The organism is Pedobacter sp. AK017, assembly GCF_014200825.1.
Classification (GTDB): domain Bacteria; phylum Bacteroidota; class Bacteroidia; order Sphingobacteriales; family Sphingobacteriaceae; genus Pedobacter; species Pedobacter heparinus.
Window position 1 is genome coordinate 245587 of sequence record NZ_JACHCW010000001.1, and the last position, 13940, is coordinate 259526.

Sequence of the window (13940 nt, forward strand, 5' to 3'; positions counted from 1 at the left end):
GCCCTTCTATTGATCATTACCTAGAAACTTTTTCACGAAACCGTCATCTGTAAGCTCAGGATAAGCAGCACAAACCCTGCTGATTTCTTCTGCCTGTCCGTCCGACAATTGCTCTTTCGGGTTCAAACACCAGGTACCTTTCATCAGTCCCTGCTGCCTTAATACTTCGTGAATACCAGGTATACAACCATGAAAAGCATGTGAAGGATCAAATATGGCGGCATTCATATCCGTAACCTGTACACCTTTGGTCAGCAATGCCTCAAGCCCCTTACTGCCATTAGCTTTACAAGCCTTAATTTCTTCAAACAGCTGCACGGCTGCATTGGTCCACACAGCCCAATGTCCCAATAGCCCTCCAATAAATCCCTTTTCAAAGGTTTTACCATTTACCTCAAATTTATAACTGGTCAGCAGATCGGCCACAATGTTGTCATCATTACCCGTATACAGCGCAATTTTTTCTCTTCGGGAAGAATGACATACAGCCCGTACCACATCAAGGGTCTGATAGCGGTTAAAAGAAGCAACTTTTATGGCTTCCACATTTTCAATTTCTGCAAACCGAAGCCAGAAATCGTAACTAAAAATACGTCCACCTACACTAGGCTGCAGATAAAAGCCAAATACAGGCATTACCGCAGCCACAGCCTCTACGCGGGCAAGAATCTCAGTTTCAGTCCAGCCCTGCAGGCCTCCCATGCTTAAAAGCCCCATGTCATAACTATGTTTAACCGCAACTTTTGCTTCAGCAACCGCCTGTGCAGTTGGCCCGCAAATTCCTGCTATCTTAATAAAAGGGCGCTTCAATGCCGCTTTTTCTATTTCTTCGGCAGCCAGTTTAAGTACCGTTTCATACAAGTTAATCTTTGGGTCCCTAATCTCGAACTGGGTACTGTGTACCCCTACGGCTATTCCCCCTGCTCCTGCAGCCATATAATAACGGCTCAGCAAACGCTGTCCCTGTTCATCTAACTTTCTTTCTTCCGTTAAAGCCAAAGGGTGGGCAGGAATTACAGTGCCTTTATCCAGAAACTGTTTCAATTCGGGTTTCAATTGCTGTGCCATTAGAATTGTCCTTTCCTTTCCTGAAAGTGTGTTGGTTTATTGGAGATCTTGCCACCGCCCTGTAACCAGCTCACAGTCATTTCCAGCATTTCCCTGATCGTTACCCTTGGATATCCAAACAGTTTATGCGCCTCTGAAGCATTGTTTAACAGGGCAGTCGGCTGCACTTCATTTTCGAACAGGGCTTGTTTGTTCATTAACAGACCAAACTGTTCGGCCAGCCATTTTACAGAAAGGGTCTCAGGGCCTGTCACATTCAATACTTTTGCCGGTGTACTGCAATGCAATAAAGAACGGATCGCAATTTCGTTGGCATCGCCCTGCCATATTACATTTACATTTCCAGTCGTCAGGTCAATCGCTCTGCCTTCGTTTACTGCTTTAGCAATTTCCAGCAGTACCCCATAACGAAGGTCAATGGCATAGTTTAAACGATAAATCAATACCGGCGTATTGTTTTTTTCCGAAAAATGCTGAAAAATGCGCTCCCTGCCTAAACAAGACTGCCCATATTCCCCAACCGGGGCTACCGGATGATCTTCTGATAAACCACCCGAGGTTACAGGTGTAAAAGGATAAACATTTCCTGTTGAAAAGACTACGATATTCGATCCTTTAAACCGTTCGGCTACCCTGCCTGGAAGATAAGCATTCATGGCCCAGGTAAAGGCCTCTTTACCGGTAGTTCCAAATTTTGTGCCCGCAAGATAAATGATATTCGCTGCATCAGGTAAAGCGGCCAGGTCATCTTCATTCAGCAGATCGGCAGAAATGGTTTCTATACCTGCAGCTTCCAGATCTTCACGTGCAGCAGTATCCGAAAAACGGGAAACACCGATGATGCGTTTCTTAAGCCCCCCTTCGTCAATAGCCAGTTTAGCTAGCTTAGCCATACTTGGCCCCATCTTTCCACCCACCCCCAACAACATGATATCTCCTTCAATCTTACGAAGATCTGCGATCAGTCTGTCTGATGGTTTTAACAATTCTTGTTCCAGTTGTTCTAATTCAGTCATTTTAATGTGTTAATGTTTATTTAAAAAACAGTTCTTTTACATTGCTCAGCGCCAGAAATATCAATATCAACAAACCTATAGCTCCGAAAATTTTAGTAGATAACGTATTCACATGTTTGCCCATAATTTTTGGATCATTAGAAATGGCATACATGGCAATGCCTATAAAAGGAACCAGAAATATAGTTACACTTTGCGCAAAAACGATCAGTTCCAGGGGAAGTTTACCGAATTTTATGGCAATGATGGCTCCGAATACCATCACCATCGCAATAAATATTTTTACAGCTTTTGAATTGAGCTGACTGCCTTTACCAAAAGCATCGCCAAGCAAGGCACCCCCAACAGTAGCATTTCCCACCAAAGAAGAAAAAGAAGCCCCGAAAAGCCCAACAAGAAAAAATGTAGAAGCTGCACTTCCAAATAAGGGTTCCAATGCCCTGGCCATGTCCGATGCATTATTTACTTTGATACCTTTGGTATTCAATACTGCTGCCGCACAGATCATGACTATCGCACTCATGAATCCCAATATGACAATTCCTGTAATGCTATGGCTCTTCTTCTCCTTAATCTCAGGGTTTATCTTTATTCTCTCCTGTACCAGATAACTCTGGTAAAAAGCACCAACAATCGAAAAACAGGAAGCAAAAAAAGCAATCACAAGTCCGATTGAACCATCCGGTAATTTTGGCACCAGACCACCTGCCATTCCAGCAATACTTGGTTTGGCAAAAAACAATGTAGTAACAAATGCAAAAAGCATCAGGGCCACTAAAAAGATCATCAGTTTTTCCAGCACTTTATAAAAAGCCCGAAAGAAAAGCAGGCAAATCCCAACCAAATTGAATACTACAACCCACAAAACATGTGAAGTTCCGGTGGCCTCGCCAACCGCAATGCCCACACCAATAGAATTGCCGGCCTGAAATGAGGTGGTGACAAAGAAAATACCAAGCCCTATCGCTATGGCAGCAGCATTACCCCATTTGTTGCGGATAACGCTAAGCAGCGACTGGTCTGCAGCTACACCTATTCTGGCACCCATAATCGTAAAAATCGTCATAAAGAAGATGGCCACAACAACGATCCATAACAAACTGTAGCCATAATCTGCGCCCAGTTTGGAAGTAATGGTCATTTTACTTGGCCCAAAAACCAGCGCCGCGGTAATAATTCCAGGACCTAGTGACAAAAGCCACTTTTTCATATTTGATATCATATTTCAGGGTTAGTTTGGTCATGCTAACAAATACCTGTTAAGCTTTAATGACAGTTATTCGTTAACGTACCCGAAATTATTAAATAAAAAATCTAAATACAACTTATATTAAAAAAAGACATCATTTTTATTTAAAGACAGGAGAAAGAAGAGCCATGCATAATGCAAACTATTTCTTTAAAAAATCGGAGCCAAAAATCCTGTCCCACAAAGCAGATGTTACTCCATATCCCCTGGTGGAATCGTCATAATGGTGCAGCATATGGTGATGCTTGATTTTCTTCCATACCCCATTTTTGAACTGGGCATGATGTAACATATAGTGGGTAATGTCATAAAAAAGATAACCTAAAATAAAACCGGCAAAAAAACCATCCAGCATATGTAAAGGCAGCAACCACCTGAAAAGAAAATAAAAAGCAGTAGCCAGGGGAATACTTGCCGAAGGCGGCATCACCAGTCGCTGTGCATCATTCGGGTAATCATGATGTACTCCATGAAATATAAAGTGGATACGCTTACCCCAGTTCGATGAAGGATAAAAATGAAAAACAAAGCGGTGCAGTACATATTCTGTCAATGTCCAAACGAACAAGCCCATCACCAGGTGCAGTAAGAACATCAGCAAACCATTTGCACTCACAGAGGTCCAGAAAAAATAGCCTATAACAGGCACATAAACGATAAGTGGCACATAATAAGGCACTTTGGACAATGCTTCGAACAAAGGATTTTTAAACATCCTGATCGACTCCCGGGAATTGGATACAAAATTCTTTTTCATCTTTAACTAATTCTGCTACCTGATAAAAGGAAACGCTAAATTACGGCTTTTCTTGTTTTTCTTAAAGTAGCAATTATTGAAATTTAGTCATTTTTAATACCTGAATTTCATGGCCACATAAGGATACCATCCTTCATTGGAATGACCCATTACAAAACGGAATACGGTCAACGCCGCTGGTGCAAAATAGACTCCACCGCCATAACCCAGATGCCAGACAGCAGATTTTTCAGTCTTTTGCCATACCCTGCCCACATCCTGAAAACCAAGCAGCCCAAACTGCCCTGGAAGGATATAATTGATAAAATCGGCAACTTTGACCCTCAGTTCCAGGTTATTGTACACACTATGCTGACCACCAAACCTAAACTCCCTGTATCCCAGTAAATTACCTTGTCCGCCCAAAAACTGAGATTGATAAAAGGCCTGCTTACCAATGGTAAGTCCCCCACCCACACGATCGCTAATGATTATTTTCTTTTTCTTATCCAGACTTTGATAAAAAACAAAACTGGCATTCAGCTGTGCAATAGAATTGGAAAAAGAATTTAATCCTTTATAAGCCAATAGTCTGGCATCAAAATAAGTACCCGAAGCAGGCAAAATATCACTGTTGCGGTTGTTATGGATAAAATTAGCAGAAAGGCCCGCATAACCTTTATCTTTTGTAATCGTAAGGCTATCAGACGAATGCAGCAATAAAGGGTTATTGATAAACCTCCCTTCATTATCGTCCCTGCTATACCTGTAGTATTGAAAGGAGGGACCAAAACTAAAAGTCCATTTCGCCAGTTGCCACCTTATTGCCGGATCAAACTGGTAAAGACTAAACCTTGCCCTGTAATACCGTACAAAATCGCCTGTTTTATTAAAAGTTGTTTCATTCCCCAGGCCATAAAAATTCTGAGAATTTTCCGGCGCATACGCATCTGCCTGCAATACAATATCAGCTTTTCCTATAACTTTAAAAAGTTCTGCCCTGTAATTGAACCTGAACCCTTCCGTAGCAAAAGAATGCAAAAAAGAAAAAGAATGCGTACTGCCGTAAGGCCATTTCCGAAAACCCGGTTGTATTAATTTGTAAGAAAAACCCAGTAAAACCCTATCGTCTATATTGTAACCGGCATTTAAAAGTAACATTCGCCGGGTATACAGATCTGTGGGTACAAAGTGGGTATTTGAAGTATCGCTGTCAAAATGCTTTGTAATTTTACCGGTATTACCGCTTAAAGCAACATTGTTGTCCATACCATAAACCGGCACCCGGCGGTTTACATTTTCTATATGGTAGCTTTTTTTCCCTTCTACGCCAATAATCCTGAGCTTAATGGCTGAATTAAGGTTGTTTAAAATCAGGCTATCATTTCCGTTTTTCATATACAGCCTTATTTCCCTGGTTACAGCCGGATCAAAAGTCCGGTCAAAAACAACATCCTTAACAAGTCCATCTTTACCCAGCTTATGCATGGTAACGGTCAGCCCCCCTCCTGCTGCATCAGTAAGCTTTACAAACTCATTTTTATTACTGGCCTGTACGTCTACAATCCTGTTAATGAAATGATAATATCTGCTCATCATGGAAGGCAATTTCCCCCTTCTTTCTTTCAATTGGGCCAACAGCCTTTCATGCCTCAAACTATAGCCTGGTTCTGGTAATTTCTTCAATGCTTTTTCAAAAACCTCATCCGTTAAAGCCGTACAAAAATCTTTAACGATCTGGTTCCACTGCTGTTCATCCAGCTGGGCAAACCACCGGCCATATATGGCCCTGCCTTCCCAAAAAAACCAGTTGATATCCCGAATATTCCTTTCATAACCCTGTATCATGGGCAAAAGCCAGGAGGCCTGGGCGTAACGTGGAACGATACCTTCAGACAAATAAAATACCTGGTCCCTGTCGCGCGGAATCGCCATATACCTTGTGGTCCCTTCCCCATTTTTTACCGGCTTCCAGCGCCATTGGTCTTCATGCCTGTCCCAGTCGCCCAGCAACGCATCCAATGCCTTTGCTCTCAACAATAAAGGGCCGTCATACATATAATCATTGTTATCGTCCAGTTTGCGCATCATCTTTCCCGAATTATCGGTATCCCCGGCAGGCTCCCTTTCCTCCAGCAGGCAAAGCGTATTGGCAAACACGCCGGCAAATTCCCCCAGTTTTTCATCCGGTAGTACCCAGCCTATCATCGGGTCACTGTGTGGCACATTCACCGCATCAGCAATGGCCGGCACTACCAATGCCGAGAAAGGGTTTTGGGCCGACATATTATCTTTCACCACCTCACCTGCAAATGTTTTCCTGAATATGGCAGGCAAAAGGATCTCCGGGAATTTTTCTACACTTCTCAGTACCCACTCTTTTCCCTGCCGGTCAACCAGTCTGAGAGAATGCGACTGGTTGCCGCCGCCCCTTTGTGTCGGGCTCAGCCCTCCTTTGATCACTGAAATCCTGATCACCGGAACTTTTACGGGCAATGCATATTCTTTACGATAGTTTTCGCCAAATAAAAACCGGTGAAACTTCCCTACACTATCGTACCTGGGATAAATCTTCACTTCAACAGAATCCTGGGCTTTTGCAAGCCAGTTTACCATCAATAAAACGGAGAAGAGCACAAATCTGGTCATGATTTAAATATCTGCATATAAAGCTACACATTTCTTAATCTATGGTAAGATTTTTGGCATAAACAAGCTGTAATTTTGTGTGGTCATTAAAAAGGAAACGTTATGAACAATGAAATTTTAGGTATACATCACATTACTGCCATAGCAGGAAATGCAAAAAGGAATTATGATTTTTATACCGGTATACTGGGTTTAAGGCTGATCAAAAAAACAGTAAACTTTGACGATCCGCATACCTACCATTTTTATTACGGTGATGAAAAAGGCACACCAGGAAGCATTTTAACTTTCTTCCCATGGGAAGGCATACAGGCTGGCCGACGGGGTACCAAACAGGTAACCGAAATTGGATATAGTGTTCCGGCCGGCAGCCTGGAGTTCTGGCAAAACCGTTTTGAACAGCACAACATCATATATAACAAACCCGCAGTAAAATTTGGCGAGCGTTACCTCACTTTTCTGGATCCTGATGGTTTGAAATTTGAACTTACCGAAGCTAAAGTAAAAGACAACAGGCCACAATGGGAAACGGCCGGAGTGGACAAGACCAATGCAGTGCATGGCTTTCACCACATCACCATTACCACCAATAAAATGGAAGGTACTGCTGCCGTTTTAACTACTATTTTCGGATACAGATTAGCAGAATCAGAAGTGAACCGCCATAGGTTTATCACAGATACAGTGGAGCAGGCTGCAATTGTAGACCTGGTAGAGGCCCCTGGCGAAGCGATAGGCCATGTAGCAGGTGGCTCTGTCCACCATGTAGCCTTCAGGGTAAAAGATGAAGCAACCCTCATGTATTTCAGGGATAAAATAGTGGAAATGGGTTTAAACATTACTGAAAAAATAGACCGCAATTATTTCTATTCCCTGTATTTTCGTGAACCAGGTGGCGTACTTTTTGAAATCGCTACCGATAATCCGGGTTTTACCATTGATGAGCCACTGGCAGAATTGGGCAGCAATTTAAAATTACCTGCACAATATGAAAGCATCAGAACAGAAATAGAAGGCATTTTACCTCAACTCAGTTAATATGTACACCCATCAAAAAAACAGCATTACAGCCGGGGTTCCGGTAGCTGAAGCAAAAAAAGCAGTTATATTCATTCATGGAAGAGGATCGTCAGCCGAAGACATCCTCTCCCTGAACAATCACCTGGGTATTAAAGATGCTGCCTTTTTTGCACCCCAGGCTACCAACAACAGCTGGTATCCATATAGTTTTATGGCACCTGTTAAGGAAAATCAGCCAGCACTGGATTCCGCACTGGGTCTGATCAAGGAACTGGTAGCTGAGATTGAAAATGCAGGAATTCTGCAGGATCAGATTTACTTCGTGGGTTTCTCACAGGGTGCCTGCCTAACGTTGGAATACATCACCAGAAATGCGGGTAAATATGGTGGTGCAGTAGCGTTTACCGGCGGACTGATCGGCAAAGAGATTAACATGCAAAATTACAAGGGCAACTTTAAACAAACGCCGGTGCTCATTACTACCGGCGATCCCGATCCACATGTACCGGTTTCAAGAGTGGAGACAAGCAAAGGTATTCTTGAAAAAATGAATGCCATGGTTAGCCTAAAAATTTATCCAGGCAAACTGCACACCATTAGTAAACAAGAAATTCTTTTGGCCAAAGAAATAGTATTTGACTCGAACCAGTTACGTTAACCCAGCAGTTTACTAACCAACTCATTAGTTAAGCTACTTAAAAATAAATAAAAAACATTTTTTTGTCATTTTGGCAAAAAATGTTTTTTATTTGTAGTACATCTATACTAACTGCCGTGAATATCAAACCCTTTATCCCTCATCCGGCCTTGCAACCCTATGTATTGGGTTATGCATTTGTAGAATTGGAAGAGCTCATTACCAAGCAAAACCCCGTTCATATTTTTCCAGTCGAATATACAGTTATTTGTTTTGCACTGGATGAGCAGAAGTTAATTAAGGAGCTTCATACCAATGAAGCCACTACCCACCCGTTTTGCTACGTAGGCTTTTTGAACAAATTACGTTCCTTCGAAACTTTTACCAAACGACTGGTTCAAATCTACCTCAAACCTTATGGAGGATATAAACTACTGGGCATACCCCAACACCATTTTACCAATTGCGCCACTAATGTAGAAGCGATCTTTCCACATCTTAATGCTATGGTTAACCAAATGCAGGACAACGCCGGCTCACCAGAAAAAGTGGTAGATATTCTTTACAAATGGCTACTTCAAAGACTGGAACAAACAAAAAAAATCTATGTAGACCGTATGGCCTATGCCTGCAACCTCATACAGGCTTCGGCCGGCAACATGTCCATACCAGAGCTCTGTACCAAAGCGGCAATGTCGCCAACAACCTTACGTGATCATTTTAAAGAGAAAATCGGTTTTAGCCCTAAAACTTTTAGCAGAATTGTACGCTTCAACCAGATGAACAGATTTCTTTGCAGCCATTCAGACACCAAATGGACACAACTGGTTGATAAATTCCAATTCTTTGACCAAAACCATTTTATTAAAGAGTTTAAATACTTTTTTGGCTGTACCCCCTCACAACTTCATAAAATAGGTGAATTGAGTTTTACAGGACAACTCCTTGAAAATTTGGACATCCAATAAAATCCGTTGTTTTTTACTATTTATTGATTGTAACAGGAATTACTTTTACGGACATTCTATTTAACAATCTTTATGAAAACAATCATCCCTATTTGTTTTGCATTAGCCACTGGAACAACTGCTTCCGCACAGCAACCCCAACTGCAGCGCTCGGTTATCTCCAGCGCAGGAGGTTTTGCACAAATCAACAGCAGCATTGTCCAATACACCATTGGCGAGCCGCTGGTCAGCAGCCTGGAAAGTCCACCTATACTACTTAGCCAGGGTTTCCAGCAGCCCGAAATTGCCGGTAATGAAACAGAACCCGAAATCAACTTTGTGAACAGCTTTATCGTTTATCCAAATCCGGCAAGCGGGTCAACCAATGTAGAATTTGACCTGTTGAAAGACGGCAAGGTTAACATGCAACTGGTTAACAATGCCGGACAAACAGTCAGAAATTTTTCCGTAAACCTTCTGGCAGGTAAAGTAAAATACCCACTGCTGATATCCGGTCTTTCTTCCGGCCTTTACTACGTAGTGCTAAAAGCTGCAAACAGGCAGTATGCAGAGAAATTAGTTATACAATAAGCCTATGAAACCTACAATTTACCTTACCGTATTTTATGCGGTCTGTATGATCTGTTGCTGTCAAAAAAGTTTTGGCCAGCAAGACAACAGAGTGGTTAGTACCGGTGCCGGATTCCTTTTGCTAAGCCCAGATGCACGGAATGCAGGTGTGGCTGAAGCCGGAACAGGACTTACAGCTGATGCAAACTCAGCTTTCATCAATGCCGCCAAACTGATGTTTGCAGACAAAATGGGCGTCAGCGTATCCTATACACCGTGGATGAAAGAACTCAGCAAAGATTCACACCTGGGTCACATTACCGCTTACCGGCATTTAAACGAAAGAGAAGCCATTGGTCTTTCTATCAAATACCTTGACCTGGGCATGATCAATTTCAGGAACGAAGCAGGTGAAATGTTGCAGCAATATAAAGCAAATGAATTTGCGATCGATGCCAGTTACAGCCGGAAGTTCGGAGAAAATTTTGCAATCGCATTAACCGGGCTACTTCCAAAGCGACATCGGATCCGGAACCTACAACAACTTGTTGTTAAAAAAAACCGATGCCTTTGCCGCCGATATTGCCTTTTATTCTGATAAAGATACACCCAGCGGTAAGTACGGCAGACGCTTTGCCTGGGGGCTGGCACTAAGTAATATAGGTACCAAGCTCAAATACAACGAAGTACAAACCACCTTTATGCCTATGAACCTAAGGATAGGCGCCGGTTATACCCTATACGCAACCCCAGAAAATAGCTTAACAGTCCTCCTCGATGTAAACAAACTCCTGGCACCTACCCCTCCAAAATATAAAACTGACCTGGATGGAAATCCAACCAGCCAGATCGAAAAAGGAAAAGACCCCAACAGAAGTGTAGCCAGCTCGCTCTTTACCTCATTTTACGATGCTCCCGGAGGCTTTAAAGAAGAAATGTCTGAATTCACCATAGCAGGCGGGCTCGAATTCTCTTACTACAGCCAGTTCTTTATCCGTACCGGCTATTTTTATGAAGATCCCGAAAAAGGTAACCGTCAGCATTTTGCCGCCGGACTTGGCTTTGTTGCCAGGCCCATCCGGGTAGACCTGAGTTATATATTCCCCAGCGCAGAGCGCTACGTGATGCGAAACACCATGAAATTCACTTTAAGTTACAACCTATCTAAACGCTAATAACATGAAAAATTTTACAATATTCATTTTCTTAATTGTGCTTTCTGCCTTCCAGAATGCATCAGCACAAAGCGGCTTAACCGGTATCAATTATCAGGGAGTGGCCAGAAACACAAATGGCACCGTATTGTCCAGTCAGGCGGTTAAGGTAAAAATATCCGTACTCGGCGGCAATCCGAACGGTCCCGTTCAGTACATGGAAGAACATGCCTTAAACACCAATGCGCTTGGGCTTTTCACCCTACAGATTGGTAAAGGTACCGCACTTACAGGAACCTTTGCTGCTATACCATGGCAAAATGCCAACCAATATGCAAAAGTAGAAATGGCAATAACCGGTGGAAATTACGTTGCATTAGGTACCAACCAACTGATGAGTGTTCCCTTTGCTTTATTTGCAGCTGCAGGAACACCAGGCCCTCAGGGTGCCATAGGACCTGCAGGGCCAATAGGGCCGCAAGGCATGGTGGGTCCTATAGGTCCGGTGGGCGCACAGGGAGCAGTAGGTCCGGCCGGACCAGCAGGACCGCAAGGTGCACAAGGCCCGGTGGGTGCAAATGGTGTACTAACAGGACCTGCCGGTGGCGATCTGTCGGGCACTTATCCCAATCCGGTAGTGGCAAATATCCAAACCAAACCCGTTGCCAACACTGTCCCGGTTTTAAACGATGTATTAAAATTTAATGGTGTGGCCTGGGCGCCGGCATCTATCGGTGTGGGGGGTTTTATTTTGCCTTTTAATGCAACAGAAAACAATGCTGCCAGCCTATTTTCCATTACTAATGCAGGCGATGGCACGTCAATAGAAGGAATAAACAACACCACAACCAGCAGCATCGCCGCCATACGAGGTATTGTAAGCGCAACAAATCCAGGTGGCTTTTCCAGCGCCGTACGCGGCATCAACAACGGAACGGGCGGTTTGGGTATAGGCGTGTGGGGTTCTCAGGCCGGCTCGGGCTGGGGTATTTACGGTGTTACACCAAATGGCCTCGGTGTATATGGCAATAGCTCGGCCGGTGGAACAGGTGTTTATGCCAATAGCAATACCGGCACAGGTCTAATTGCAACCAGCAATAACGGGGTTGCAGCAGACATAACGATTTTAAACAATGCCAACAACAGTACTGCATTAACAGTGAGTACATTGGGCAACGGAACCACCATTAACGCAACAGCCTCTGGCAATGGCGTTGCTGTAAAAGCCAACAGCACCGGAGGAAATGCTGTAGATGCAACAACTAATGTACAGACAGCCGCAGCCGTAATTGGTCGTAATTATGTCAATGGCGAAGCAGTAGTCGGGCTTGCCAAGAGCGACATTGCCGGCGCCGTAGTGGGTCGGAACGACGGTGGCGGATATGGTGTTCACGGCTTTGTATCCGGCAATACCACCGGTACAGGCATAGGCGTATATGGCCGGGTGGGTCTCGGCGGAGGTACCGGACGTGCCGCAAAATTTGAGAATTTCAGTAAAACCAATACGCAGAATACACTTGAAGCCTATACCATAAGCAATGGCGATCCGGGCGATCCTGGTGCAGGAGCAGCAGGATCATTTATAGTTGACAATACAAACAGCGTATCACCTGGGGTAAAAGCAAGTGTGAATACCATATTTGGCAATTACGGGGCAAGCGCCATACTCGCTGAATCTACTGGCACAGGCGGTTTCGCCGGAATATTTCGAAGTACAAATACATCAGGTAACGGAAATTCATTGATTTCAATAAACGATGGGAATGGCAATGCGATCACAGCCAACGTTAAAAAAAACGGGAATGCCGTAGAAGCGAATGTAAATGGTACTGGTAATGCCATTTATGGCTGGGTTCCTACTTTTTCAACTGGTAAAGCAGCAAGATTTGAAAATTTCAATGAAGCCAATAACAACAGTTTATTGTCTGCAAAAACAGTAGGTAACGGCATTGCAGGAGATTTTATAGTTGACAATACGTCAGGCACTTCCGCTGCCGTCAAAGGAGAAGTCAACTCTCAGTTTTCCAACTTTGGTACTGCAGGGTTGATGGGTGTTTCCTCAGGTACCGGTGGCTTCGGTGCTTTGTTCTATGCTTCCAATCCTATTGGAAACTCACCTGCAGCTATTGCTATTGCAAAAGGTAACGGAAACGGGGTCACTGCCAGCGCAGACAAGCTCGGAGACGGTATAGAAGCCACAGCTAATGGTAGTGGCAGAGCTGTATTTGGCTGGGTTCCAAATTTCGGCACAGGCAAGGCCGCACAATTCAGCAATTACAATGATGGAAATGCCAATGAAACAGTGTACGTTAGTAACGATGGAACAGGCACTGCTTTACGTGTCCACCACAAAGGGCCCTCAGGTAATATTGCTGTCTTCCAAACCGGCAATACCGCTGCCGGAACCAACGTTATCCGTTTCGATAAAACCGGCAAAGGCTTTTTTAACGGTGGTACCCAGTTAGGCGGTGCCGACCTTGCAGAAATGTTTGATGTAACAGGTGGCAATCTTGCTGCTTATGAACCCGGAGATGTCATGATCATTTCCGTTTCACAGGACAGGGCTATGGAGAAATCTGCAGAACCCTACTCCACACTGGTAGCAGGCGTTTATGCAACCAAACCAGGCCTCATGCTCACAGAAGGAGATGCTACACTAGACATTACAGATAAAATGCCTTTGGGTGTTGTAGGCGTAATCCCGACAAAAGTTTGCGACGAGGGCGGGGCCATCAAACGCGGCGATCTGCTGGTTACCTCCAGCAAACCAGGTTATGCCATGAAAGGAGATTTAGAAAAAGTTAAACCCGGTCAGGTCATTGGTAAAGCATTGCAGGAACTCTCTTCCGGCAATAGCAAAATAAAAGTATTGGTAAATGTTAAATAATCACCTA

General features: G+C 43.8%; 12 protein-coding genes. 7 read left to right on the forward strand and 5 right to left on the reverse strand.

Annotated elements, in window-relative coordinates:
* Positions 1 to 6 precede the first annotated feature (6 nt).
* From HDC92_RS01145 to HDC92_RS01165, 5 genes are all read right to left on the reverse strand, one after another.
* Positions 7 to 1068 (reverse strand): dihydrodipicolinate synthase family protein, encoded by a 1062-nt coding sequence (locus HDC92_RS01145; RefSeq protein ID WP_183871750.1) that lies wholly within the window; start codon positions 1066 to 1068, stop codon positions 7 to 9.
* Complete coding sequence (locus HDC92_RS01150) at positions 1068 to 2084, reverse strand: NAD-dependent epimerase/dehydratase family protein (protein WP_183871751.1); 1017 nt, start codon at positions 2082 to 2084, stop codon at positions 1068 to 1070. Before HDC92_RS01150 ends, HDC92_RS01145 begins: the two co-directional genes overlap by 1 nt.
* Positions 2085 to 2100: 16 nt before the next feature.
* Positions 2101 to 3294, reverse strand: a complete 1194-nt coding sequence (locus HDC92_RS01155) for an Nramp family divalent metal transporter (RefSeq protein ID WP_255484324.1) — start codon at positions 3292 to 3294, stop codon at positions 2101 to 2103.
* Positions 3295 to 3475: 181 nt separating this feature from the next.
* On the reverse strand, positions 3476 to 4090 hold the full coding sequence (locus tag HDC92_RS01160) for a sterol desaturase family protein (protein WP_015807513.1): 615 nt from the start codon (positions 4088 to 4090) through the stop codon (positions 3476 to 3478).
* Positions 4091 to 4183: 93 nt separating this feature from the next.
* Positions 4184 to 6718 (reverse strand): BamA/TamA family outer membrane protein, encoded by a 2535-nt coding sequence (locus HDC92_RS01165; protein ID WP_183871754.1) that lies wholly within the window; start codon positions 6716 to 6718, stop codon positions 4184 to 4186.
* A 102-nt stretch (positions 6719 to 6820) separates the two neighbouring features.
* Here HDC92_RS01165 and HDC92_RS01170 point away from each other — a divergent pair, with 102 nt between their 5' ends.
* From HDC92_RS01170 to HDC92_RS01200, 7 genes are all read left to right on the forward strand, one after another.
* A complete protein-coding gene (locus HDC92_RS01170; protein WP_183871756.1) occupies positions 6821 to 7756 on the forward strand; it encodes a ring-cleaving dioxygenase in 936 nt (311 codons plus the stop codon).
* A gap of 1 nt (position 7757) precedes the next feature.
* On the forward strand, positions 7758 to 8396 hold the full coding sequence (locus HDC92_RS01175; RefSeq protein WP_015807510.1) for an alpha/beta hydrolase: 639 nt from the start codon (positions 7758 to 7760) through the stop codon (positions 8394 to 8396).
* Between the two features lie 116 nt (positions 8397 to 8512).
* Entirely contained in the window at positions 8513 to 9343 is an 831-nt protein-coding gene (locus HDC92_RS25305) for an AraC family transcriptional regulator (protein WP_183871758.1), read from the forward strand.
* A gap of 72 nt (positions 9344 to 9415) precedes the next feature.
* The gene (locus HDC92_RS01185; protein ID WP_183871760.1) at positions 9416 to 9913 is read left to right on the forward strand and encodes a T9SS type A sorting domain-containing protein; all 498 of its coding nucleotides are present in this window, start codon (positions 9416 to 9418) and stop codon (positions 9911 to 9913) included.
* A 4-nt stretch (positions 9914 to 9917) separates the two neighbouring features.
* Complete coding sequence (locus HDC92_RS01190; protein WP_183871762.1) at positions 9918 to 10490, forward strand: PorV/PorQ family protein; 573 nt, start codon at positions 9918 to 9920, stop codon at positions 10488 to 10490.
* A complete protein-coding gene (locus HDC92_RS01195; protein WP_255484325.1) occupies positions 10441 to 11067 on the forward strand; it encodes a PorV/PorQ family protein in 627 nt (208 codons plus the stop codon). Before HDC92_RS01190 ends, HDC92_RS01195 begins: the two co-directional genes overlap by 50 nt.
* 4 nt (positions 11068 to 11071) lie before the next feature.
* The gene (locus HDC92_RS01200; RefSeq protein WP_183871766.1) at positions 11072 to 13933 is read left to right on the forward strand and encodes a beta strand repeat-containing protein; all 2862 of its coding nucleotides are present in this window, start codon (positions 11072 to 11074) and stop codon (positions 13931 to 13933) included.
* Positions 13934 to 13940: the final 7 nt, after the last annotated feature.